The sequence below is a fragment of the Nioella ostreopsis genome, from assembly GCF_004000255.1.
GTDB lineage: Bacteria > Pseudomonadota > Alphaproteobacteria > Rhodobacterales > Rhodobacteraceae > Nioella > Nioella ostreopsis.
In genome coordinates this window covers 75,082-98,837 of sequence record NZ_RCIQ01000002.1, presented here as the reverse complement: position 1 = coordinate 98,837, position 23,756 = coordinate 75,082, and the positions used below count along the sequence as shown (strand labels likewise).

Annotated in this window: 18 protein-coding genes; 6 read left to right on the top strand and 12 right to left on the bottom strand. The window is 65.1% G+C overall.

What is annotated here, in order from left to right; translation table 11 throughout:
• Positions 1-50: 50 nt before the first annotated feature.
• Complete coding sequence (locus tag EP237_RS02950) at positions 51-1,157, bottom strand: pyridoxal phosphate-dependent aminotransferase (protein WP_127557970.1); 1,107 nt, start codon at positions 1,155-1,157, stop codon at positions 51-53.
• Positions 1,158-1,235: 78 nt separating this feature from the next.
• Positions 1,236-4,052 (bottom strand): valine--tRNA ligase, encoded by a 2,817-nt coding sequence (locus tag EP237_RS02945; RefSeq protein ID WP_127557968.1) that lies wholly within the window; start codon positions 4,050-4,052, stop codon positions 1,236-1,238.
• 158 nt (positions 4,053-4,210) lie between these two features.
• On the opposite strand from EP237_RS02945, the gene EP237_RS02940 reads away from it, so the two are divergent.
• A complete protein-coding gene (locus EP237_RS02940) occupies positions 4,211-6,514 on the top strand; it encodes a xanthine dehydrogenase family protein molybdopterin-binding subunit (protein WP_127557966.1) in 2,304 nt (767 codons plus the stop codon).
• Positions 6,495-7,565, top strand: a complete 1,071-nt coding sequence (locus EP237_RS02935) for a DUF2235 domain-containing protein (RefSeq protein ID WP_127557964.1) — start codon at positions 6,495-6,497, stop codon at positions 7,563-7,565. The genes EP237_RS02940 and EP237_RS02935 overlap by 20 nt, the downstream gene beginning before the upstream one ends.
• A 125-nt stretch (positions 7,566-7,690) precedes the next feature.
• On the opposite strand, the gene hrpB is transcribed toward EP237_RS02935, so the two are convergent.
• Complete coding sequence (gene hrpB, locus EP237_RS02930) at positions 7,691-10,114, bottom strand: ATP-dependent helicase HrpB (protein WP_240661470.1); 2,424 nt, start codon at positions 10,112-10,114, stop codon at positions 7,691-7,693.
• Positions 10,115-10,291: 177 nt separating this feature from the next.
• Between hrpB and meaB the strand changes: the two genes are divergently transcribed.
• Complete coding sequence (gene meaB, locus EP237_RS02925; protein ID WP_127557960.1) at positions 10,292-11,281, top strand: methylmalonyl Co-A mutase-associated GTPase MeaB; 990 nt, start codon at positions 10,292-10,294, stop codon at positions 11,279-11,281.
• A gap of 6 nt (positions 11,282-11,287) precedes the next feature.
• Here meaB and EP237_RS02920 read toward each other — a convergent pair whose 3' ends face one another.
• From EP237_RS02920 to yghU, 4 genes are all read right to left on the bottom strand, one after another.
• Complete coding sequence (locus EP237_RS02920) at positions 11,288-12,556, bottom strand: MFS transporter (RefSeq protein WP_127557958.1); 1,269 nt, start codon at positions 12,554-12,556, stop codon at positions 11,288-11,290.
• A gap of 101 nt (positions 12,557-12,657) precedes the next feature.
• Positions 12,658-13,020, bottom strand: coding sequence for a DsrE family protein (locus tag EP237_RS02915; RefSeq protein WP_127557956.1), 363 nt, complete (start codon positions 13,018-13,020; stop codon positions 12,658-12,660).
• Positions 13,021-13,088: 68 nt separating this feature from the next.
• Positions 13,089-13,541: a methylated-DNA--[protein]-cysteine S-methyltransferase gene (locus EP237_RS02910; protein ID WP_127557954.1), complete on the bottom strand. Its 453-nt coding sequence runs from the start codon at positions 13,539-13,541 to the stop codon at positions 13,089-13,091.
• On the bottom strand, positions 13,538-14,410 hold the full coding sequence (gene yghU / locus EP237_RS02905; RefSeq protein ID WP_127557952.1) for a glutathione-dependent disulfide-bond oxidoreductase: 873 nt from the start codon (positions 14,408-14,410) through the stop codon (positions 13,538-13,540). The genes EP237_RS02910 and yghU overlap by 4 nt, the downstream gene beginning before the upstream one ends.
• Positions 14,411-14,507: 97 nt before the next feature.
• Here yghU and EP237_RS02900 point away from each other — a divergent pair, with 97 nt between their 5' ends.
• The gene (locus EP237_RS02900) at positions 14,508-15,044 is read left to right on the top strand and encodes a hypothetical protein (protein WP_127557950.1); all 537 of its coding nucleotides are present in this window, start codon (positions 14,508-14,510) and stop codon (positions 15,042-15,044) included.
• A 53-nt stretch (positions 15,045-15,097) separates the two neighbouring features.
• On the opposite strand, the gene ileS is transcribed toward EP237_RS02900, so the two are convergent.
• Positions 15,098-18,013 carry an isoleucine--tRNA ligase gene (ileS, locus tag EP237_RS02895; RefSeq protein WP_127557948.1) on the bottom strand — a complete coding sequence of 972 codons (2,916 nt, stop codon included), beginning with the start codon at positions 18,011-18,013 and terminating at the stop codon, positions 15,098-15,100.
• Positions 18,014-18,253: 240 nt separating this feature from the next.
• On the opposite strand from ileS, the gene EP237_RS02890 reads away from it, so the two are divergent.
• Positions 18,254-18,664, top strand: a complete 411-nt coding sequence (locus EP237_RS02890; protein ID WP_127557946.1) for a group III truncated hemoglobin — start codon at positions 18,254-18,256, stop codon at positions 18,662-18,664.
• A gap of 87 nt (positions 18,665-18,751) precedes the next feature.
• Here the strand turns inward: EP237_RS02890 and EP237_RS02885 are convergent, their stop codons facing one another.
• Positions 18,752-19,060, bottom strand: coding sequence for a hypothetical protein (locus EP237_RS02885; protein WP_127557944.1), 309 nt, complete (start codon positions 19,058-19,060; stop codon positions 18,752-18,754).
• A gap of 130 nt (positions 19,061-19,190) precedes the next feature.
• Here EP237_RS02885 and EP237_RS02880 point away from each other — a divergent pair, with 130 nt between their 5' ends.
• A complete protein-coding gene (locus EP237_RS02880) occupies positions 19,191-20,372 on the top strand; it encodes an FAD-dependent oxidoreductase (RefSeq protein ID WP_127557942.1) in 1,182 nt (393 codons plus the stop codon).
• Here the strand turns inward: EP237_RS02880 and EP237_RS02875 are convergent.
• Genes EP237_RS02875 through EP237_RS02865 form a run of 3 tightly spaced genes read right to left on the bottom strand, consistent with a single transcriptional unit; the run spans position 20,347 to position 23,656 of the window.
• Entirely contained in the window at positions 20,347-21,243 is an 897-nt protein-coding gene (locus tag EP237_RS02875) for a DMT family transporter (protein ID WP_206052244.1), read from the bottom strand. The two genes, EP237_RS02880 and EP237_RS02875, sit on opposite strands and share 26 nt — an antisense overlap.
• Positions 21,240-22,247 (bottom strand): YcjF family protein, encoded by a 1,008-nt coding sequence (locus EP237_RS02870; protein WP_127557940.1) that lies wholly within the window; start codon positions 22,245-22,247, stop codon positions 21,240-21,242. Before EP237_RS02870 ends, EP237_RS02875 begins: the two co-directional genes overlap by 4 nt.
• Positions 22,244-23,656 (bottom strand): YcjX family GTP-binding protein, encoded by a 1,413-nt coding sequence (locus EP237_RS02865; RefSeq protein WP_164744613.1) that lies wholly within the window; start codon positions 23,654-23,656, stop codon positions 22,244-22,246. The genes EP237_RS02870 and EP237_RS02865 overlap by 4 nt, the downstream gene beginning before the upstream one ends.
• Positions 23,657-23,756 lie beyond the last annotated feature (100 nt).

Below are 23,756 nucleotides of genomic sequence, written 5' to 3'. Positions count from 1 at the left end.
TTCTTCAAGAAGAATTTTGCAGCCCTGAAAAATCTTCTGGAAGATTTTTCCTAGCCCCGTGCCTCTGCCAAAGCTGCGGGAAGCACCTCTGCGAAAGCGGCAATATCCTCGTCGCGGCCGCAACTCACACGAATGCAGCGATCCTGCGGCGACGTGAACGGCATGCGAACGAAGATTCCGCGCGATACCAGTCCTTGCAGCACGGCGCGGGCAAAATCTCCGTCACGGCCACAATCAATGGTCACGAAATTGGTTGCCGATGGCAACGGCATCAGCCCGTTCTCCCGTGCGATCTGGCCGATCTTGTCGCGGGAGCGCGCAATCCGCACCACCGTTTCACGCAGGTAATCCTGATCCTCCAGCGCCGCCAATGCGGCGGCCTGTGACACCCGGCTCATGCCGAAATGGTTGCGGATCTTGTTGAAGGAGGTGATCAGCCCGGCCTCTGCGATGGCATAGCCCACGCGCATGCCCGCAAGGCCGTAAGCCTTGGAGAAGGTGCGCATACGGATCACGCGAGTGTCGCTGACATCGAGCGGCGGGATCGCATCGGCAGGGGCGCTGTCGCAATAGGCCTCGTCCAGCACCAGAAGGCAGCCTTCGGGCACCGAGTTGATCAGGTGCTGCACGGTGTCCGCGTCGTGCCAACTGCCCATGGGGTTGTCGGGATTGGCGAAATAGATCAGCTTGGCGCGGGTTTCATGCGCCTTGGCGATCAGCGACAGCGGGTCTTCATGGTCATCGGCATAGGGCACCTTGTGAAGCTCGCCGCCGAACCCGGCCACATGGTAGTTGAAGGTTGGATAGGCCCCGTCCGAGGTCACCACCGCATCTCCGGGTTTGATCAGCAGCCGCACGAGATAGCCGAGCAACCCGTCGATTCCTTCTCCGACCAGGATATTCTCCATGCCAACACCATGATGAGCGGCAAGGGCCTTTCGCAGATACCAGGATTCCGCATCCCCATACATCCAGGCGCCTTCTGCGGCTTCGGCAATCGCGGCCTTCGCCCTGGGGGACGGGCCGAAGACGCTTTCATTGGCCCCAAGGCGCGCGCGGAAAGGCTCGCCCCTTTGACGTTCCTGGGTTTCGGGGCCCACGAAGGGGACGGATGCGGGCAGGCTCTGGACGAGCGGTGTGTAGCGAGGACCAGTCATGGCGAAAGAAGAACCCAAAAGCGAAGCGACGCGCAAGGGTTTCCCGCGCGTCGCTGGTTTTCATTGAAGGCCGGGCTGTCAGCCAATCTCTGCCAGACGCGCAAGCGCGTCCTTGATCTTGGCCTCTTCCTCTTCGCGCGCTGCGAGGTTGTCGCGGGTTTCCTCGACCACCTCTGCCGGGGCGCTTTCGGCGAATTTCGGGTTGTTCAGCCGCCCGCGCAGTCCGCCCAGTTCCTTGGCGAGCTTGCCAAGCACCTTTTCCAGCCGCGCCTTTTCCTCGTCCACGTCGATGATGTCGGCAATGGGCAGGCCGAAGACAGCACCTTCCACGGCGATGGTGACGGCCCCTTTCGGCAGGGCATCCACCGCCTGAACGCCAACCACACGGGCGAGCCGCAGGATCATCGCCTCGTTCCGGTCCCATGCGGCCTGACCCTTGTCGTCCAGTTCCGCCTGCAGCAGCGGCACTTTCAGACCGGCGGGCACATGCATCTGGGCGCGGACCGACCGGATGGCCTCGATCAGGCCGATGACCCAGGTCATTTCACGGTCGGCGTCTGCGTCGATCAGGTCTTCGCCATAGGTCGGCCAATCGGTGTGGACCAGCATCTTGTCGCGCTCGGCGATCTGGCCCCAAAGCTCTTCGGTGACGAAGGGCATGGTGGGGTGCAGCAGGATCAGGCACTGGTCGATGACCCAGGCCATGGTGGCGCGGGTTTCCGCAATCACGGCCTCGTCGCCGGAGGCGAAGAGCGGCTTGGCGAATTCCAGATACCAGTCGCAGACCTGCCCCCAGACAGAGGCATAAAGCCCGTTCGCCGCATCGTTGAAGCGATAGGCATCCAGCGCCGCGTCATGGGCGACGCGGGCGCGGGCAATCTCGCCCACGATCCAGCGGTTGACGGTCTGGGTCACGGCGCCGGGGTCGAAACCCGGCACCGGCTTGCACTCGTTCATTTCCGCGAAGCGGGCGGCGTTCCAGATCTTGGTGGCGAAGTTGCGGTAGCCCGCGATGCGGCTCGTCGACAGCTTCAGGTCGCGGCCCATGGCGGCCATGGAGGCGAGCGTGAAACGCACCGCATCGGCGCCGTATTCGTCGATCAGTTCCAGCGGGTCCAGAACATTGCCCAAGGACTTGGACATCTTCTTGCCCTTCTCGTCCCTCACGAGGGCGTGGACATAGACCGTGTGGAACGGGGCCTGATCGACCACGGCAAGCTGCATCATCATCATCCGGGCGACCCAGAAGAAGATGATGTCGAAACCGGTGATGAGCGTAGAGGTCGGAAAATACTTGGCATAGGCGTCCGTTTCCTCGGGCCAGCCGAGCGTGCCGATGGGCCAGAGACCGGAGGAGAACCAGGTGTCGAGGACGTCTTCGTCACGGGTCAACGCCTTACCACCCGACATTGCGACGGCTTCGTCCTCAGTCGCGGCGCAGTATTCCTTGCCATCCTCGTCATACCAAACCGGGATCTGGTGACCCCACCACAGCTGGCGCGAGATGCACCAGGGCTCGATATTCTCCAGCCAGTGGTAATAGGTCTTGGCGTCGCGTTCGGGCAGGATGCGGGTGTAGCCTGCGGTCTCGTCAAACTCCCCGGCCTCCTGCGCGGCCATGCCCTTGCGGACGGCGTCCAAAGCGGGGCCCACGATCTTTTCGGCATCCACGAACCACTGGTCGGTCAGGTAGGGCTCAATCGCCACCTTGGACCGGTCGCCATGCGGGACCATGTGCTTGTCTTCGTCGATCCCGTCGAGCCAGCCATTGTCGCGGGCCTCGGTCACGATGGCGTCGCGCGCCTCGTAGCGGTCCATGCCGTCATAGCGTTCGATGGCCGCGCCGATCATGTCGGCCGGGCAGTCCTCGGCGAAATCGTCATTCCCGCGCAGGAACATCGCCGCGCGGGTGGTCATGACGTTGATGGCGCGCAGGCCGGTGCGCTTGCCGACTTCCATGTCGTTAAAGTCATGGGCGGGCGTGATTTTCACGGCGCCGGTGCCCTTTTCGGGGTCGGCATATTCATCGGCCACGATGGGGATGGAGCGGCCACAGATCGGCAGCGTCACGGTCTTGCCTATGAGGTGCGCATAGCGCCGATCCTCGGGGTGGACGGCCACGCCGGTATCGCCCAACATCGTTTCGGGCCGCGTCGTGGCGACGGTCAGGTAATCGCGGGTTTCCCAGTCGGTCGGGTTGCCTTCCTCGTCGAAGTCAACCGGATGCTCATAGGTCTCGCCGCCATCGAGCTTGTAGCGCAGGCGCCACATCTTGCCGTTCACCTCGGCCTGCTCGACCTCCAGATCGGAGATTGCGGTCTCGAAATGCGGGTCCCAGTTCACCAGCCGCTTGCCGCGATAGATGAAGCCCTTGTTGTACATCTCCACGAAGACCTTGATCACCGCATCGTGGAAATTGGCGTGGTTGCCGCGATCCGGGTCGCCCTCGGCCCCGCCCATGGTGAAGGCCTCGCGCGACCAGTCGCAGGAGGCGCCGAGCCGCTTCAGCTGCCCGATGATGGTGCCGCGCGATTTGACCTTCTGCTGCCAGACCCGGTCGAGGAATTTCTCACGCCCCATTTCGCGGCGCGACGGCTCGCCATTCGCGGCCATTTCGCGTTCGGTCACCATCTGAGTGGCGATGCCCGCATGGTCAGTTCCGGGCTGCCAAAGCGTGTCGAATCCGCGCATCCGGTGCCAGCGCACGAGGATATCCTGCAGCGTGTTGTTGAAGGCATGGCCCATATGCAGGCTGCCGGTCACATTGGGCGGCGGGATCATGATGCAGAACGTGTCGTCCCGGCTTGCATTGGCGCCAGCGGCGAAGGCGTTCTTCTCTTCCCATTTCGCGGAGATCCGCGGTTCGGCCTCGGCGGCGTTAAAGGTCTTTTCCATCGCCTGCATGTCCCATGTCTTGTGTCAGTTGGTGACTTATCCGCTTCGCACGGAAAGGCCAAGAGCAGGGGATCGGGAAATGGTGTGACGTGGCGCGGGCTGGACAGGGACCGAGCGGTTGTTACCTATGGGGATGAGGCAAAGCAGCGGAGCAAGCGATGAAATTCGGAAGTAGCCAGTCGGTGACGCGGCAAGAGGATCAGCGGTTCCTGACCGGGCATGGGCGATACGTGGATGACATCGCGCCGGAGGGGGCGTTGCACTGCTACCTGTTGCGCAGTCCGGTGGCGCATGCGGAGATTACGGAGCTGGACGTGAGCGAGGCGCGCGCCGCCCCCGGCGTGCATCTGGTGGTGACGGCGGCGGACCTGACGGCGGCGGGGCTGGCCAATTCCATCCCCTTCACGGTGATCGATACCGAGGACGGCGGCAAGGCGGCGGCCCCGCGCCGTCCGATCCTGGCAGAAGGCCGAGTGCGCTTCGTCGGTGAACCCGTGGTTTTCATCGTGGCCGAGACCATGGCGGCGGCGAGGGATGCGGCGGAGCTTGTGGAATTCGATTTCGACGAGCTGGAGCCGAAGCTGGACGTGGCCATCGGCGGGCCGGAAATTCACCCGGAGGCACCGGGGAACCTCTGCTATTCCTGGGGTGCGGGCGACAAGGCGGCAGCAGACACGGCGATCGCGGAAGCCGCGCATGTGGTCACCGTTACGGTCGAGGACAACCGGATCATGTGCGCCAGCATGGAACCCCGCGCGATCTATGCCGAGATGGTGGGCGAGCGGCTGCATGTCTGCGAGAACGGGCAAGGCGTCTGGACCAAGAAAGCCGAGATATCCGCGTGGTTGGGGATGGACCCCGAGGACGTGCATGTGACCACCCCCGACGTGGGTGGCGCCTTCGGCATGAAGACGATGCGCTACCCGGAACATTTCCTGCTGTCCTTCGCGGCGCGGCAGTTGCGCCAACCTGTCCGCTGGATGGCCGACCGGACGGAATCGATGCTCTCGGACAATGGCGGGCGCGACCTGACCTGCACGGCGGAACTGGCTTTTGATGCGGATCTGAAGCTGACGGGCTATCGCCTGCACACGGTTTCAAATGTCGGGGCCTATGTGTCGGGCTTTGCCCAGATCATCCAGAGCCGCCTGTTTTCCCACGTCTTTCCCGGCGTCTATGACGTGCAGGCGGCCTATATGAACAACAAGGCGGTGTTCACCAACACCACGCAAGTGGATGCCTATCGCGGGGCCGGACGGCCCGAGGCGATCTATGTGCTGGAACGCGCCATGGATCACGCCGCGCGGGTGTTGGGCACCGACCCGATGGAACTGCGCCGCCGGGCGTTCATCAAGCCGGGACAGATGCCCTACAAGACGGCGGCGGGCGAGCTTTACGATTCGGGCAATTTCGCGCGGGCGATGGACCGCGCCGCGCGGGAGGCCGACACCGCAGGGTTCGAAGCGCGCCGGGCCGCGAGTGCTGCTCAGGGCAAGCTGCGCGGTCAGGGCCTGTGCTATTACATCGAGGCCATCTTGGGCCAGCCGATGGAAACCGCGAAGGTCGAGCTGACCGGGAGCGGGGCCAAGGTCTATGTCGGCACGCAGTCGGGCGGGCAGGGGCACGAAACGGTCTACAAGCAGCTTCTGCGCGACCGGTTGGGGCTGGATCTGGACCAGATCGAGATCGTGCAAGGCGACAGCGACCAAATCGCCAAGGGCGGCGGCACCGGCGGGTCTCGGTCGGTGACCGTGCAGGGCTCGGCCATCTACGCGACCTCGGACGTGCTGCTGGACGGGCTTCTGCCCTTTGCCGAAGAGGTGATCGGCGCAGAGGGCGCGCGGTTCGATCCCGAAGAGGCCGTCTTCCGCGCGCCGGGGTCGAATACGGTCGTTGGACTGATGGAACTGGCCGAACGGGCCGAGGCGGAGGGTCGTGCCGATCTGCTGACCGCCGAAAAGGAAATCCGCAACGCCGGCCGCTCCTTCCCCAATGGCTGCCACATCGCGGAGGTGGAGATCGACCCCGAAACCGGATTTTTAGCCATCGAGCGCTACACGGTGACGGACGATCTGGGCAATCTCATGAACCCCATGCTGGTCGAGGGGCAGATCCATGGCGGCATCGCGCAGGGGGCCGGGCAGGCGATGAACGAACGGGTGGTCTTCGACGAAAACGGGCAGCTGCTGACGGCAAGCTTCATGGACTACGGCATGCCGCGCGCAAGTGATTTTCCGTTCTTCGACTTCCACTCGGAACCGACCGAGACCGAGACCAACATGCTTGGCATGAAAGGCTGTGGCGAGGCGGGAACGATCGGCGCAATGGCGGCGGTGGCGAATGCGGTGCAGGATGCGCTCTGGCCTGTCGGTGTCAGGGTTGCGGATATGCCGTTCACGCCGCATCGTGTCTGGCAGATGATCGAGGAGGCGAAGGGAGCGATTGGCACCGATCAGGGGTAAATGGTCCTTCTGGCGCGGGTTCCGGAACCCCGAGCCGCGCCTGCCGGATGTCCGGCCCGCCTGCACCCATGTGGTGCTGCTCGATGGCACCATGTCCACCCTGCGCCGGGGCCAGGAAACCAATATCGGCCTGACGTACCGGCTGCTGTCGGAACTGCCCGCCTCGGCCAATGTGATGCTTTACTACGAGCCCGGCATCCAGTGGCGTGGCGTCAAGCGCTCGGTCGAGGTGCTGGCCGGGGTCGGGATCAACCGCCAGATCAAGCGCGCCTATCTGTTCCTGGCCCGCAACTACCACCCCGGCGACCGGATCTTCCTGATGGGCTATTCGCGCGGGGCCTTCGCGGTGCGGTCACTGGCGGGCCTGATCGACAAGCTGGGGCTGCTGCGGCCCGCGCAGATCAGCGAAGAGGCGCTGGAACGGCTCTACGGACTCTACCAGGAGGCCCCGGACAGCCAGCAGGCCCGCGCCTTCCGCGCCTCGCGCTGTCATGACCGGGTGCGGATCGAGATGGTGGGCGTCTATGACACGGTGCGCGCGCTCGGGCTGCGCTGGCCTTTGCTTTGGCGGCTGGCCCCGCAGGCGCATGAGTTTCACAGCCATGAGTTGGGGCATTCAACCCGCCACGGGCGCCATGCGCTGGCAATGGATGAAACCCGCGATGTCTACGCCCCCGTCATGTGGACCCTGCCCGAAGGGCGCGAGGGCGATGTGATCCAGATGTGGTTTCGGGGCACCCATGGGGATGTGGGCGGCCAGCTTGGTGACTGGCAGACGGCGCGACCGCTGGCGAACATCCCGCTGGCCTGGATGCTGGGAGAGGCGGAACATTGCGGGTTGCCGCTGCCACCCCATTGGCGCAGCCGCTATCTGACCGATCCCGGCGCGCCTTCGGTCGGAACCATGCGCGGCTGGAGCCGGATCTTCCTGCTGCGCCACAAGCGGCGGATCGGGCTGGACCGGTCCGAGCGGGTGCATCCAAGCGCCCTGCCCGCCGCGCGCCAGGCCGGGCTGCCGGTCATGTCGGACGGGGCGTTGCGGGTCGGATAGGCGTTTCGCCGCCTTTGGCGTCGACCCGGGAACGGCCAGTCTCAGACCCCCTTCGGGAGCCTTCGCCCACCCGTGAGGGGGGGCGCCCCCCCTTCACCCCCCGCTTTGCACCATAGGGACAGACATCACGGCTTGCGCGGTTTGGCACGAAGGGTTGGGTCCGCCTGCGCAGGATCCTCGGGCCAGGGATGCCTAGGATAGCGCGCGCGCATGTCCTTGCGCACATCGGCATAGCTGCCCGCCCAGAAACCGGGAAGATCGGTTGTGGTCTGCACCGGACGGCCAGCGGGCGACAGCAACGTCATGCGCAGGGGCTGGCGGTCCTGCCCGATGGTGGGGTGGGTCGTGGCGCCGAAGACCTCTTGCAGGCGCAGGGCCACTTCGGGCGTCTCGCCGGAATAGTCGATGGCGGCCTTACGCCCCATTGGCGTGACCCAATGCGCAGGCGCCAGCCGGTCCAGTTCCTGCTGTTGGCCCCAGTCGAGTAGGGTTTTCAGCGCCTCGGTCGGGTCCAGCCGTTTGAGATCCGCAGCGCTTGTCTGGGTGGTCAGGAAGGGAGAGAGCCACTCTTCGAGCCGCGCAAGCAAGGTCATCTCCGAGACATCCACCAACCCCGAGGCGCGCAATCGGGCCCGCAGAAGGCGCGCGGACCGGGACCAGTCCAGCACGTCCAGGCCAAGATCGCGAATGCCGGACAACAATGCGCCGGTCATCGCCTCTGGCGGGGCGTCTTTCCAGATCCGGTCCTGAAGGATCAACGCGCCGAACCGCTCCTCTTCCCGCGCCACCACCCGCCGGTCCCGGCGCGACCAGTCGCAGCGCTGCACCCAGGTGATCCGGTCGGCATAGAGCCCGCGAAGTTCGCCCTCGCTGAGCGCCACCGCCTGCCGGATACGGGCCTCGCGCGGGTTGCCATCGAGATCGGTCGCCACGATCAGCCGCTGCCCGGCCAGTGCATCGTCATCGGGCATTACCGCGCCCTTGCCGCCGGACAGAACGAAACGGGGCGCATCGCCCTTGCGGCGCAACCCGATGCGGTCGGGATAGGCAAGCGCGGCCTGCTCGGCGAGGCTGTGTCGTGGCCCCTTGGCGAAACGGGCCAGGCGTCTGGCCTCTTCCTTGATGCGCGCCACCGCCCCCCGGTCCGCATTCAGCCCGCCGGGATTGTCCAGCGCGCGCAGCCGCAGCGAGAGGTCCGTCCCCCGGTTGCGAAGCGGATCGCGTTCCGACAGCAGGGCCGCCAGCCGTTCCGTCCCCTTGCCGCCCATGGCCAGCATATGGGCAAGGCGCGGATGCAGAGGCATGCGCGACAGCGCCTTGCCGTGATCCGTCACATGTCCTGCATCGGTCAGCGCGCCAAGGCCCCGCAACAGGGCCTGCGCCTCGGCCAATGCGCCGGGCGGGGGAGGGGTGAGAAAGGCAAGGTCTTCGCCATCCCCCGCCCCCCAAAGCGCAAGGTCCAGCGCAAGCGCTGCCAGGTCGGCGGCCTCGATTTCAGCCGGAGGAAAGGCGGGCAAGGCCCCCTCGCCGCCCCTGGTCCAGTTGCGATAACAGATGCCTTCCGCCACCCGTCCCGCGCGGCCCCGGCGCTGATCGGCCTCGGCCCGGCTGACCGCTTCGGTGACCAGCCGCGACATGCCCGAGGACGGGTCGAACCGCGCACGACGTGCACGCCCGCCATCCACCACCACCCGGATATCGGGAATGGTGAGCGAGGTTTCGGCAATCGACGTCGCCAGCACCAGCTTGCGCAGCCCTTTGGCCTCGGGGCTGAGGGCAGCGCGTTGCGCGGACAGAGGCATGGCGCCAAAAAGCTGGTGCATCACCACATTGCCCGGCAGATCAGCCAGCAGCGCGGCGGTGCGTCGGATTTCGCCCTCGCCCGGCAGGAAGGCCAGAATGCCCCCCTCGGTTTCGCGCAGCGCCTGACCGATCAGGGCCGCGACAGACTGCTCGAACCGGTCTTCCCTGCGGGGCGGGGCCTCGCGCCAGCGGGTCTCTACCGGGTAGGCCTTGCCTTCAGACGTTACCACCGGGGCATCATCCAGAAGGGCGGCGACCGGTGCGGCGTCCAACGTGGCGGACATCACCAGCACCAGCAGATCCTCACGCAGCGCGCCGCGCACTTCCCATGTCAGGGCAAGCCCCAGATCCGCATTGAGGGAGCGTTCGTGAAATTCATCGAAGATCACCGCACCGATGCCCGGCAGTTCGGGGTTGTCCTGCAACATCCGCGTCAGGATACCTTCGGTCACCACTTCCACCTGCGTGTCAGACCCCACTTTGCTCTCACCGCGCACCCGGTAGCCGATGGTCTGGCCAGGGTGTTCGCCCAGGGTTTCGGCCATCCGTTCGGCAGCGGCCCGCGCGGCAAGACGACGGGGTTCCAGCATCAGGATGCGCCCCGGTGCGATGCCGGCCTTCAGCAGCGCCAGAGGCACGCGCGTGGTCTTGCCCGCCCCCGGCGGGGCTTGCAGAACGGCGCGGCCATGAGATCGCAGGGCGCTCACAAGCTCGGGCAGGATGGGGTCAATGGGCAGGCGGGTCACGTGACTGGGGTCCGTCCTTGGGCAATCGGCATGTCGGGCCATAAAGGGCGGCACTGACGGCCCGCGTCAACCGTTGCTGGTTGCTGTCATAACGCCGCGCCGGGTGGACAAGGCGACCCCCGGCGGGGCAAACAGCGTCTGGCGCTTTGCCGATCCGCTGAAAGAAACGATGGCCCGATGACCGACACCCGCCTGCCTGCCGATCTGCCCGACCGCATCCTAGCCGGGGAACGCCGCGCTCTGGCCCGTGCGGTGACGCTGGTGGAAAGCACGCGGCCCGATCACCGGGCTGAGGCGACGGCTCTGCTGGAAACGCTTCAGGGCCATGGGCGGCAGGCGTTGCGGATCGGATTGTCGGGAACGCCGGGCGTGGGCAAGTCCACCTTTACCGAAAGCTTTGGCATGATGCTGGTGGACCAGGGGCTGAAAGTGGCTGTGCTGGCGGTCGATCCCAGTTCGACCCGCTCGGGCGGGTCGATCCTGGGCGACAAGACCCGGATGGAACAGCTCAGCCGCCAGAAGAATGCCTTTATCCGGCCCTCACCGTCGCTGTCCCATCTGGGTGGCGTATCCCGCCGCACGCGGGAGGCCGTGGCGCTCTGCGAAGCCGCCGGGTTCGACGTGGTCATCATCGAAACCGTGGGGGTCGGCCAGTCCGAAACCATGGTGGCCGAGATGTGCGACCTGTTCGTGCTGTTGCTGGCCCCGGCGGGTGGAGACGAGTTGCAGGGCGTCAAGCGCGGGATCATGGAGATTGCCGACCTCATCCTCGTGAACAAGGCCGATGGCGACCTGAAAGCCACCGCCACGCGGACCTGCGCCGATTATGCGGGCGCGTTGCGGCTGCTGCGCAAACGGGCGCGCGATCCGCAGGATTTCCCCAAGGCGCTGACGGTTTCGGCAGTCGAGGGCGACGGGCTCGAACGGGCCTGGGACGAGATGCAGGCATTGGCGGCGTGGCGCAAGGGCCATGGCGTCTGGCAGGAGCGGCGGGCGGAACAGTCGCGTCACTGGTTCGAGCAGGAGGTCCGATCAGGCCTGCTGGCGCGGTTGACCGGCGACCCGGCGATGCGGGCGCGAATGGCGGAGCTTGGGGCAGCCGTGGCCCGTGGCGAAACCTCGCCCGATGCGGCGGCGGCGGAGATCCTTGCGGGGCTTACAGGCTAGGCCCGGTCAGGCGTCCCCTTCCCGCGTCGTGACGAATGGCATCTCGATAACCGGCGCGGATTCCGGCACCGGCATGCTCGCGCGGCGCAGGCCAAGGCGCGGATGCATCTGCCCGGCCAGCATCCAGGCCGCCAGCAGTGCCCCGCCCGACAGGGCGAAGATCGACGACAGCGGCGCGACAAGCAGCAGCAGCCATGCCGCGCCCGGCGTCAGGATGCCCGATACATCGCGGAAACTGGAATAGACGGCTGACATCTCGGTCCGTTCCGAGGGTTTTACCGCCATCAGGAAGGGCAAGCCTCCGCAGACATCCAGCAGGATCAGGAAGAACGAGACCGAGGCCAAAGCCACCACCGCCGCCACCGGCCAGCCAGCCAGCGCGAAGGCCGCAAAAGACAGCACACCCGCCCAAAGGAAGCCGGTCCTGACCGACTGCCGGACCGAGCGCCCCTGCATCCAGCGCAGCATCAGCGGCGTGATGAACAAGAGCCCGTTCGTCATCGACAGCATGACGCCGCCCAACTGCTCGCTCAGCCCCGCATTCACCGCGAAGATGGGCAGGTAGACCACGTAAACCCACCATCCGCAGGACCGGATGACCGCAAAGAGCCAGCCCGCCACCAGCCTCGGCTGAGCCGCGAAGCGGCCCAGATAGGCAATCGGGTTCGTGGCGGGCCGCTTGGCCTTCTGGATCAGCTTGCCATTGCCAAGCCGCAGGTAAAGGAACGTCCCCAGCATCCCGAGGATCGCGACACCAGAAATCAGGAACGGCGCCGGCCGCCACCAGTCCATCAGGTAGACACCGGCCACCGGCCCGATGGTCCAGCCCGCCGCGCTGTAGAACATGCGCAGGGTTTCGCTGCGTCCAAGCTCCACCCGCTCGATATAATCCAGCACATAGGCGTTGAAGCAGACGAAGAGGGTGGCAACCGCGACCGTCGTCAGGGCCAGCGTGACGACGATGAAATCCGAAGAAATGGCCCCGATCCCGGCACCGGCGAAGAAGGTCAGCGCCGCGCCGGTATAAAGCCAGCGGCGCGGCACGAAACGGTTCAGCCACGGCACCAGAAAGCCCGCGATCATCGACAGCAGCCCGACGATGAAATAGGCCTCTGACACCGATTTGGCGCTGCCCAGGGTCTCCAGCATCGCCAGAGGCATCACCGAGATCAGGATGCCCCGCGCCACCGCCTCGCATCCCGCGAGCGTGGCAAAGCCCTTGACGCCCGGCGCAGGAGCGTGGCGCAGCCATTCGGGTATTCGACGTTCGTGCATGGGGGCTCGGGGCTTGAAATACCCTTAGACCCTATTTCCCTCTCCGTCCCTGTCTTGCCCGCGCGCGACCTTGGCAAGGTCGTTGCCGGGCCTTCGGACCGTCAGTAGCACAGCACCTTCGCCGCCTCATCGGCAAGGCCGACCAACACATCGGGCATGGCAAATTCCGCCGGGTGCCCTTCCAGCAGGCCCGCATCATAGCCACGTGCCTTTGCGGACATGCCCGACAGGTAGAGCCGCCCGCCGTGAGCTTCGATCTCGGCCAGATGATCCTTGAGCTTTCCGGTCCCCTGCCCTTCCAGCGTCTCGACAACGTCCGAGTCCAGCAGGCGCACGGCGTCACCCGCCATGAAGACGCGCACATCATGGCCAGCCTTCAACGCAGTCGCTGCCACAAGACAGCCGAGCGTGGCTTTGGTGGGGTTTTCGGGACCGGTGTGGATATGAATAAGGAAATCGGACATTGGCATGGCTCCTTTCGGCTGATCCTTTTCGAAAGGTAGCATAAATCCAAAAAATCACTCAAAACCGGTCATATGAGGAGCGATGCAGCACCCTCCAGTCTGAGAAGCGCCACCTTGGTTTCGACACCGCCCGCGCCAGAGAACCCGCCAAGGCCGGTTGAGGACAATACCCTGTGACAAGGGATCAGGATGGGAATGGGATTGCCCCCGCAGGCCTGCCCGATGGCCTGTGCTGACACCCCGAGCTCGGTGGCCAGATCGCCATAGGTGCGGGTTTCGCCGTAGGGAATGGCGCAAAGCGCGCGGTAGAATGCCTGTTGGAAATCCGACCCGCGCGGGGCGAGTGGCAGGGTGAAGCGGGTCAGGTTCCCCGCGAAATAGGCGGCCAGTTCCCCGGCCGCCCGCTGCATAAGATCCGTCTCGGGCGGGGTATCCTCGTCCCGCCACTCCAATGCCGTGATGGCCCCGTCCCGTTCGCTCAGGGCCAGGCGACCCACGGGGCTATCCACGCAGGCGATCATTCGGCAGCGTCGAGCTTGTCCTGCGTGCGCAACTCGAAATCCGAGGCATCGTGGCGTTCGTGCAGCTGCTTTGAGGGATCACCCGCTGTGCGGTTCACCATCCGGCCCCGCTTGACCGCCGGACGCGCATAGATGCGCTCAGCCCATTCCACCACATGGGTATAGCTCGCCACGTCCAGGAACTCCGCCGCGCCATACTGCCAGCCCTTCACCAGCCCGCCATACCAGGGCCAGATTGCCATATCGGCGATGGAGTATTCACCGCCGGCCATCCACTCATTGTCCGCAAGGTGCCGGTCCAGCACGTCAAGCTGCCGCTTTACCTCCATCGCGAAACGGTTGATCGGGTATTCCCATTTCTCGGGCGCATAGGCGTAGAAGTGCCCAAAGCCGCCGCCCAGATAGGGCGCGCTGCCCATCTGCCAGAACAGCCAGTTCAGCGTTTCGATCCGCGCCGGGCCGGAGACGGGCAGGAACGCCCCGAATTTCTCGGCCAGATGCATCAGGATCGACCCGGATTCAAAAACGCGCACCGGTTCAGGCCCGGATCGGTCGACCAGCGCCGGGATCTTGGAATTGGGGTTCGCGTCAACGAAACCGGACCCGAACTGATCGCCCTTGCCGATGCTGATCAGCCAGGCGTCGTATTCGGCATCGTGACCGGCGGCCAGAAGCTCTTCGAACATCACGGTGACTTTCACGCCATTGGGCGTACCCTGCGAATAGAGCTGGAACGGATGCTGACCTATGGGCAAGTCCTTGTCATGGGTCGCGCCGGCAATCGGGCGGTTGATCGAGGCGAAGGTGCCGCCGCTTTCCTTCTCCCAGGTCCAGACCTTGGGGGGCTCATAGGGTTTGGGGTCGGTCATGAAGCTGTCCTGTCTTGGCTGAGTCGCGCTTTCCTTGACCAAAGATAGAACGTGGGTGGGGCTTGTGAAAGGCGCGGGAGGCCCTGCGCAAACGCACATGTCCGTTGCGCTGACCACCGCCGGTTTGCGCGACCCTGCCCCGCCGCCATTGCCAGCGGGCCCCAGTTGCCGGATGATCCCGGAAAAACAAGGGCAGGAGGCTGCGATGCAGACACTCAGGACTATTGCGATCACGACCGTTCTTTTGGCGGGGTTAACCGGATGTTCCCAGACCCTGCGCACTCAAGCCGCCGCTGTCATGCAGCTGTCCGATGGCACCGAATGGGTTCTGACGGGCGATATCCAGACCGATTTCGAACTGTCCTCAGTGACCCGGCTGTCAGGCGACGGGATCACCTGCGAGATGCCGATGGAGCTGCGTCTGGACAGGTCGGGTGCAGGCACCATGACCTGCCGCGATGGCACCGGCGCGCTGATCTATTCCGAAGAGCGGGTAGTTCCGACCGGCATGTACCCGATCGCCGTGCGCGGCACCTATGTGGACGGGATCGAGACGACACGCGGGCGGGGCCGGATGGCATTCGGCTGGGGCAGCTTTGCAGACCCCGACTACCTGCGCGGGTTGATGGAGTAAGCGAAAAGGGCGCCCCGTGAGGGACGCCCCTTTTTTAGAGAACCGAGACCTTTTCAGCCAAGCGCCTCATCGCAGCGTTTGCAGGTGCCTGCGTGGGCATGCGTCCCCACATCGGGCAGGATCTTCCAGCATCGCTGGCATTTCTCGCCCTCGGCGGTCTCGAACACCACGCCGACGCCTTCGATCTCCGGCAGGCGGAAAGCTTCCTGCGGCAAGGGGTCGCCGGTCAGGTTCACGTCGGAAGTGATCACGATATCGGCGAAATTCACGGACCGCAGCGCCGCCAGCGTGTCCGCATCGCGTACATGCACAACCGGTGCGGCCTCCAGCGATGCCCCGATCACCTTCTCTCGCCGCTGGATTTCCAGCGCGGCGGTCACCACGCGGCGAGCCCGCCGCACCTTGGCCCATTTGGCGGCCAGCGGCTCATTCAGCCAATCCGCCGGGGTCTCGGGGAAGTCGACCAGATGAACCGAGCTGTCCTCGCCGGGGAAGCGTTCCAGCCAGACTTCCTCCATGGTGAAGACAAGGATCGGCGCCAGCCAGGTGGTCAGCCGGTGGAACAGGATATCCAGCACCGTCCGCGCCGCGCGGCGGTTCAGGGTGTCGCCATCGCAATAGAGCGCATCCTTGCGGATGTCGAAATAGAAGGCCGACAGATCCGTGGTGGCGAAGTTGAACAGCGCCTGGAACACGCCCTGGAAGTCGAAGCCCGCGTAGCCTGCGCGCACGGTATGATCCAGCTGCGCCAGACGGTGCAGCACCCACCGTTCCAGTTCCGGCATCTCGGACGGGTCCACGCGATCCGCTTCGCTGAAATCAGCCAAAGACCCCAGCATGAACCGCATCGTGTTGCGCAACCGGCGATAGCTGTCGGCGGTGCCTTTCAGGATCTCCGGCCCGATCCGCTGATCGTTTGTATAGTCCGCCTGAGCCACCCAAAGGCGCAGAATGTCGGCCCCGTACTGCTTGACGACCGCCTCGGGCACGATGGTGTTGCCGAGCGACTTGGACATCTTCATGCCCTTCTCGTCCAGCGTGAAACCATGCGTCACAACATTGCGATAGGGCGCCCGGCCAAGCGTGCCGCAGGCCTGCAGCAGCGAGGAATGGAACCAGCCGCGATGCTGGTCGGTGCCTTCCATATAGACGTCGGCGATGCCGTCCTCGGTGCCGTCTTCCCGGTCGCGCAGCACGAACGCATGTGTGGAGCCGGAGTCGAACCACACATCGAGAATGTCGAAGACCTGGTCGTAGTCGTCGGGGTTGACGATGCCACTGAGGAACCGTTCCTTCGCGCCATCCACGTACCACGCATCCGCGCCCTCGGCCTCGAATGCCTCGGCAATCCGCGCGTTGACGGCCGGATCGCGCAGCAGGAAATCCGGGTCGGTCGGCAGCGCGCCCTTTTTCGTGAAGCAGGTCAGGGGCACGCCCCAGGCCCGTTGACGGGACAGAACCCAATCGGGCCGTGCCTCGATCATGGAATAAAGCCGGTTGCGCCCGGTCTGCGGCGTCCATTTCACCAGGCTGTCGATGGAGGTCAGCGCGCGTTCGCGGATGGTGGTGCCGTACTGGTCCTGATCGTCGCCCACGGGCTTGTCGATGGCGGCAAACCATTGCGGCGTGTTGCGGAAGATGACGGGCGCCTTGGACCGCCAGCTATGCGGATAGCTGTGGGTCACGCGGCCGCGCGCGATGATGGCACCGGCCTCGACCAGCTTGTCGATCACGGCGGCGTTGGCCTTGCCTTCCTTTCCCTTGCGGTCGAAGACCTGAAGCCCGGCGAAGAAGGGCACATGCGGCAGGAATTCGCTTTCCTCGCCCACATTGTGGGTCATCCGGTCAAGCCAGTTGCGCTTCATGAAGCATTCATAGTCGTCGGCCCCGTGCGAGGGCGCGGTATGGACGAAGCCCGTGCCCGCATCGTCGGTCACATGATCGCCGTCGATCATCGGCACGTCGTAATCCCAGAAGCCATCGGCCCCGTCGAGGCCGTGGAAGGGGTGCTGAAGCATCAGCGCGCCAAGCTCTTCCGCCGTCACGTCGCGCAGGCGACGATACATCGACTCCTCAAGACGCGACTTGGACAGCACCTCGCCCGCCAGCTTGTCGGCCAGCAGGTAGCGGTCACCGATCCGGCACCAGCATTCCTCGGGCCGTCCGGTGACTTCGTAAAGCCCGTAGGAGATCGCCGGGTTGAAGGCCACGGCCTTGTTCGACGGGATCGTCCAGGGGGTCGTGGTCCAGATGACGGCCTTTGCCCCTTGCAGGTCGCCCTGCCCGTTCGTGGACTTGAACGGCACCCAGATCGTGTGGCTCTTGTGGTCGTGATATTCGATCTCGGCCTCAGCGAGTGCGGTCTTTTCGACCGGGCTCCACATCACGGGCTTGGAGCCTTGATACAAAGTCCCGTTCATCAGGAACTTCATGAATTCCTCGGCGATCACCCGCTCGGCATGGAAGGCCATGGTCAGGTAAGGATCGGCCCAGTTGCCGGTGATGCCAAGGCGCTTGAATTCATCGCGCTGGATATCGACCCAGCCTTCGGCGAATTTGCGGCATTCCTGGCGGAAGGCCACGACATCCACGTCGTCCTTGTTCAGACCCTTGTTGCGATACTGTTCCTCGATCTTCCATTCGATCGGCAGGCCGTGGCAATCCCAGCCGGGGATGTAGCGGCTGTCATGGCCCATCATCTGGTGCGACCGCACGATCATGTCCTTGATCGTCTTGTTCAGCGCGTGGCCGATATGCAGGTGGCCGTTGGCGTAAGGAGGGCCGTCATGCAGCGTGAAGGGCGTGCGACCCTCCTTGGCGCGCAGGCGGTCATAGATGCCCATCTTTTCCCACCGGTCCAGCCATTCGGGCTCGCGCTTGGGCAGGCCCGCGCGCATGGGAAAATCGGTCTTGGGCAGGTTCAGCGTGTCTTTGTAGTCGAGCGACTGCTCGGGCGTATCGGCGCACATGGATCGGCGTCCTTCAGATAGTCTGTCGGGATGGGGTTATCAGGGCGGTGCGAAAAATCAAACACCTTGTCCCGGCGTCTCTTGGTCTCAGAGAGCCGGGCCGATAATTCGAATAATGATGCGCACGAATGGGCGGGTCATGGGGCGTCTTATAGGCCCGCTGGAGGAGGTCGTCCAGAGGCGGGTGGCGCGACCAGATGGCCACTGGCGAAGCGCGCGTCGCGGTCCCAGACTGACCGCATGACACCCACTCCGCTTGCCAAGTTCGACATTACCCGGCCGGAAATCGAGCGCGTCGTCGCCCGGTTCTATGCAGGGGTGCGCGCGCATCCGGTGCTTGGTCCGGTCTTTGCCGCGCATGTGACGGATTGGCCCCCGCATGAGGCAAAGATCGCCCGGTTCTGGGCCAATGCGATTCTGGGCGAAAGGGGCTATGACGGCAATCCGATGGTCAAGCACATGCAGGCCGGCAATGTGCGGCCCGGCATGTTCGAGCCGTGGCTGAAGCTGTTCGACAGCGTTCTGGCGGAGGAACTGACCGAAGATCAGGCAGCCCGCTGGTCGGCACTGGCGCACCGGATCGGACGATCGCTCCGGGCCGGGGTCGTGGACCGCGACATGCTGCCGGGGGGCATTCCGAAGCTGCGATGACGCGCAACAGTCCGGCAGGCGCGGGGAAGGATCTTGCAAGATCCTTTCAAGATTTTTCAAAAATCTTGCCCGCGCCCGGTGGCGAGGTCAGCCGCAGGGGCCGCCGACCATGCCGATGCCACGCAGGATATGGACCACGCCGACAACATCGGCCGCCACACAGACAACCAGGTTCAGGGTGCGCGCATCAGGCGCCAGATCCCGCACCCGCATCAGCCCGGATGACCCTGCCAGCATCGCCAGCGCCCCGAACAGAAGCGCACCGTAATCCATGTAGGAACAGGTCCGCACACCGTTGATCGAACTGGTGGACAAGGTCGTGAAGCTGATGACGAAGCCAAGGACCGCGAAGATCAGGGCCGCTTTGCTGGCCCCGGACAGGCTACTCCAACTCATGGTATTCTCCTGAAATTGATGATTGAAACCCGTTCAGGTTGCGCTGAACGCCCGGATCGGTCAAGCATCTCTGGACTGGACCGGCCCTTTTCGGAGCATGGGGCGGCGGCGAAGGGGTCGGGGCGCGCGGATGAAAATCGGAATTGCAGGCGCTGGAATCGGTGGGTTGGCGGCAGCGGCGCTTCTGGCGCGCGACGGTCACTCGGTCACGGTTGTCGACCAGTTCGACGCACCGCAGCCGGTGGGATCTGGCCTCGTGATCCAGCCCGTCGGTCTGTCCGTGCTCGACAGGATCGGCGTGGGCGACAAGGCACGCCGCCTCGGGGCACAGATCGCGTCGATGTTCGGGCACGAGGCCGAAAACCATCGCGTCGTTCTGTCTGTCAGCTACGGTCACGCCCCGGATCGCAAGGGCCTTGGCATTCATCGCGCAACGCTGTTCTCCCTGCTTCTTGACGCGGCACAGGATGCCGGTGCGCGGCTGGTGCCCTCGCATCGGGTTCTGGGGCGCGAGGGGCAGGCGCTTCGGTTTAGCGACCGGCTGTCAGACCCGTTCGACCTGATCGTCGATGCCTGCGGGGCGGGATCGCATCTTTCCCCGCTCATCAGCCGTCCCCTGCCCTATGGCGCTGTCTGGGCCACCGTCCCCTGGCCCGAGGACAGCAAGCTGCCATCCGACCGCCTGACCCAGTGCTACCGGAGGGCCGATCGCATGCTCGGCGTCCTCCCCGTGGGGGCCATGCCGGATCAGCCGTGGCAAAGGCTGGCTGCCATCTTCTATTCGCTTCCCGTGTCAGGTTTTGACGAATGGAGACGCACGAGGTTCGAGACATGGCGCGCGGACGTCTCAGCCCTCTGGCCCGACTTTGCCCCGTTCCTCGGCTGGCTCGACGGGCATGACGCTTTCACCTTCGCCAGCTATAGCCACGGGTCGCTCGCCAGACCCTATGGCGACGGCATCGTCCATATCGGCGACGCGGCCCACAGGACCAGCCCGCAATTGGGACAGGGGGCCAACATGGCGTTGCTGGATGCCTGTGCCCTGAGTCGGGCGCTGCGTGTTTCGTCGGGTGAGGACGCGTTACGCCTCTATGCCGGGGCGCGGCGTTGGCATGTCGCCACCTATCAGGCGCTCAGCGCATCCTTCACGCCGCAATATCAGTCTGATAGCCAGGTGTTGCCGGTCATCCGGGATCGCGTGCTAGCCCCGCTTTCGCGTAGCTGGCCGGTCCCGAAACTCTTGACCCGGCTGGTCTGTGGCGACCTTGTCCCGCCGATGCCCGCGCTTACACCACGTGCGCGCGGGAGGTGACCCGTTCGCGCCAGATGATGTAGAGCCCTGCCCCCACGGTCAGCGCAATCCCCACAGCGGCCAGGCCATCGGGCAGATCGTCGAAGAAGATCAGCCCCAGAAGCGTCGCCACCGGGATTTCCAGATACTGCATCGGGGCCAGCGTGGCCGAAGGCGCAAAGCGCAGCGACCACGTCATCAGCAGATGCGCGACCGTGCCAAGCACGCCCATGGCCACCAGCAGCCATGCCTCTGCGCCCGAAGGCCAACCGGGGGTCAGGTCCGGCAGGTCTATTGGCAGCAACAACACCGCCAGCAGGATCGGAACACCGACCATGCCGCCCACGGCCTGCAACGCTAGTGGATCGGCCTCTTTCGCGATCTGCCGGGTGATCAGCATGAACAGCGCAAAGATGAAGGCCACCGACAAGGGCAGCGTGGCAATCCAGCCCACCTCGGCAAAGCTTGGCTGGATCACCATCAGCGTGCCGACGAACCCCACGCCACAGGCGGCGATCCGGCGGATGCCGACCTCCTCGCCAAGGATGAAATGGCCCATGATCAGCATGATGAAAGGCATCACGAAGGCAATCGCCACCGCATCGGCCAGCGGCAGATAGCGCAGGCTGAGGAACATGAAGGAAATGCCCAGGATTTGCAGGATCGAGCGAAAGGCCGTCAGCCGCAAGGCGCGCGGGCTCATCCTCAGGGTGCTGCCCGTCAACCAGACCATCGGCACCAGCAGCAGCGCCTGAGCCCCGAAGCGCACCAGCACCAGAACGATCAGCGGCACGGTATCGCCAAGCATCTTGGCCAGCGCGTCACCAAACGGGATCAGAACGCAAAACCCCAGCATGAAGAGGATGCCCAAAAGCGGGCGATCCCCGGTCACGCGGCGTCCGCCTTGCTGAACAGCCCCGACAGTGCCCGGCGCACAAGCCCGGTGACGGAGGGCCGGGTTGCCTTGCGGAACGGCAGCGGGCGGCAGACCTCCATCGCGGCGACACCCACGCGCGCGGTCAGCGCGCCATTGACGACGCCCTCTCCGAAGCGGCGAGAGATCTTGCCGATCAGGCCGCTGCCGATGATCGGCTCCAACATGTCATCGCCGACGGCCACCATGCCGGTCGCAACCAGATGGGTGATCACCGTGCGTGTCAGGCGCCACGCGCCAAGCGTGCCAGCGCGGCCCCCGTAGATTTCCGCGATGCGCCGGATCATCCGCAGGTTCGCGGTCAGGGCCGCCACCACATCGGCCAGGGCCAGCGGGACCAGAGCGGTAACAGTCGCCACTTGCCGGGCAGCAGCCTCGACCTCTGCGCGAGCGAGGGCATCGAGCGGGGCCAGCAGCTGATCCTCGGCCAGGTGCAGGGCGGTGTCCGCATCGAACACATCGCCCTTGCGCGCCATCATCGCCTCTTGTCCCAAGCGCAGTTCCGGTCTTCCGCGATAAAGCGTCATCAGGTCATCCGACACCTTTTGCGCGGCCTTGAGGTCGCCCGTGGCCAGCGCCGACTCGGCTGACTTCTGCAAACTGTCCAATCGCCCGAGGCTGAAGAACGATGCCGCCTCGCGCAACGCGACTAGCAGGGCCGCAAGGACGAACAGACCGATCAACCCGGTCGCGATCCAGCCCAGAACCGGGTTCGCTGTCAGCAGCCCGGTCACGAAATTCCACGCAGTCAAAGAAACCACAAAGCCGAGAAGCGCCGTCAGCGACCCCCAGAAGAGGCGCGCCAGTCGCGAAGGTTTGCGCGCGGCCAATGTCGCCACGGTCTGCATCGCGCGGCCCGTGGGGGCGGGCATGTCCAGATCCGGCACCGGCGGCGCGGCGGCGGGGCCTTCTGCGGGGGTGTCGTCCAGCTCGATCAGGACGGGGCCTTTGCGGTCGCTCATGCCAGCTTGTCCCCCAACAGGAATTCGGCGGCACGGTCCAGCCGGATATGCGGCGGACCTTCACCGGGTTTCAGGGTCAGTTCGGCGGGCGCGAAGCGCATCACCGAATAGTCGGCGTCGAGCCAGGCGGTCTCGCCCTTCCGGGCCGGGGCCAGAAGGTGGCCGGGGTCTTCGGGCAATTCGCCGGGGTGGAACGCCGCCTGCTTGCCACTGTCCAGGAGTGTCCCGCGCACAAGGTCCAGTTCCTTGCCGTTGTGGGTTCTTGTTTCCTCGATCGTGGCCCGCAACGCGGCCAGGGCCATGGCCTGCGTCTTCGCCCCGGCGAAATCCGCCCGGTCGCGGGCATCGCGCAGCAAGGCCTCCATGATCGCGGTCAGGCGCGGGTGCTGGCTGTGGTGCAGATGGTCGGCCTTGGTGGCGGCGAAGAGGATCTTCTCGACCCGCTTGCCCATGATCGCCGACAGGAAGGAATTCCGCCCGGGCCGAAACGCCCCCAGAATGCCCGCCATCGCGCGGCGCAGATCCTCGACCGCCTGCGGGCCGGAATGGATCGCGCCAAGCGCGTCGACCAGCACCACCTGCCGGTCGATCCGGGCGAAGTGGTTGCGGAAGAAGGGTTTCACGACCTGCGCCTTGTACGCCTCGAACCGGCGCGCCATCTCACGGCGCAGACTGCCTCGCGGGGCGTCACCGGGAGGCAGCGGCGCAAAGGTCAGAACCGGGCTGCCCTCCAGCTCTCCGGGCAGCAGGAACCGGCCGGGGGTGCAATCGGAAAAGCCCGCCTCACGGGCCTCGTTCAGATAGGCGGTGAAGCTCCGCGCCAGGGCCTGCGCAGTGGCTTCTTCCAGATTTGCTCTGCCTTCCGTGGCTTCGATCAGGGACCAGAACGGGCGCGCCAGATCGCGATGTTCGGCCCGTGACAGGGTGTCGGCGCTCCACTGGTCGTAGCTTTGGTCCAGCAGCGACAGATCCAGCAGCCATTCGCCCGGATAGTCCACGATGTCGATATGAACCGTGCGCGGGCCGGAGAGGCCCGACAACAGACCAGAGGGCTGAACCCGAAGCGACAGCCGCAGTTCCGAAACAGCGCGGGTCGATTGCGGCCAGTGTGGATTGCGCCCGGTCAGCGCCGCCAGATGGGTTTCATAGTCGAAGCGCGGCACCGTATCATCCGGCTGCGGTTGCAGGAACGCCGCCTGAATGCGCCCGGAGCTGGCGGCTTGCAGTCCCGGCATCCGCCCCCGGTCCAGCAGATTGGCCACAAGCGAGGTGATGAACACCGTCTTGCCCGCACGCGACAGCCCCGTGACCCCCAGGCGGATCACCGGTTCGAAAAACGTCTCGGAAATGGCGGAGCCAACGCTTTCCACGCCGCGGCCCAGAGTGTCGGATATGGCACCAATGACCAAACGATCTGTCCTTTGCGAAACCCAATGGATCAGAGAATAGGCATTCATGGTGGCGGTTTACAGGGCCGATTGCCCTTTCACCCGCTTTGCGGTAGCGGAA

What these genes read in the sequence shown, in the direction of transcription:
- EP237_RS02950 (WP_127557970.1), bottom strand. Translation starts at nt 1,157, where the DNA reads ATGACTGGTCCTCGCTACACACCGCTCGTCCAGAGCCTGCCCGCATCC.
- EP237_RS02945 (WP_127557968.1), bottom strand. Translation starts at nt 4,052, where the DNA reads ATGGAAAAGACCTTTAACGCCGCCGAGGCCGAACCGCGGATCTCCGCG.
- EP237_RS02940 (WP_127557966.1), top strand. Translation starts at nt 4,211, where the DNA reads ATGAAATTCGGAAGTAGCCAGTCGGTGACGCGGCAAGAGGATCAGCGG.
- meaB (WP_127557960.1), top strand. Translation starts at nt 10,292, where the DNA reads ATGACCGACACCCGCCTGCCTGCCGATCTGCCCGACCGCATCCTAGCC.
- EP237_RS02920 (WP_127557958.1), bottom strand. Translation starts at nt 12,556, where the DNA reads ATGCACGAACGTCGAATACCCGAATGGCTGCGCCACGCTCCTGCGCCG.
- EP237_RS02915 (WP_127557956.1), bottom strand. Translation starts at nt 13,020, where the DNA reads ATGTCCGATTTCCTTATTCATATCCACACCGGTCCCGAAAACCCCACC.
- EP237_RS02910 (WP_127557954.1), bottom strand. Translation starts at nt 13,541, where the DNA reads ATGATCGCCTGCGTGGATAGCCCCGTGGGTCGCCTGGCCCTGAGCGAA.
- yghU (WP_127557952.1), bottom strand. Translation starts at nt 14,410, where the DNA reads ATGACCGACCCCAAACCCTATGAGCCCCCCAAGGTCTGGACCTGGGAG.
- EP237_RS02900 (WP_127557950.1), top strand. Translation starts at nt 14,508, where the DNA reads ATGTCCGTTGCGCTGACCACCGCCGGTTTGCGCGACCCTGCCCCGCCG.
- ileS (WP_127557948.1), bottom strand. Translation starts at nt 18,013, where the DNA reads ATGTGCGCCGATACGCCCGAGCAGTCGCTCGACTACAAAGACACGCTG.
- EP237_RS02890 (WP_127557946.1), top strand. Translation starts at nt 18,254, where the DNA reads ATGACACCCACTCCGCTTGCCAAGTTCGACATTACCCGGCCGGAAATC.
- EP237_RS02885 (WP_127557944.1), bottom strand. Translation starts at nt 19,060, where the DNA reads ATGAGTTGGAGTAGCCTGTCCGGGGCCAGCAAAGCGGCCCTGATCTTC.
- EP237_RS02880 (WP_127557942.1), top strand. Translation starts at nt 19,191, where the DNA reads ATGAAAATCGGAATTGCAGGCGCTGGAATCGGTGGGTTGGCGGCAGCG.
- EP237_RS02870 (WP_127557940.1), bottom strand. Translation starts at nt 22,247, where the DNA reads ATGAGCGACCGCAAAGGCCCCGTCCTGATCGAGCTGGACGACACCCCC.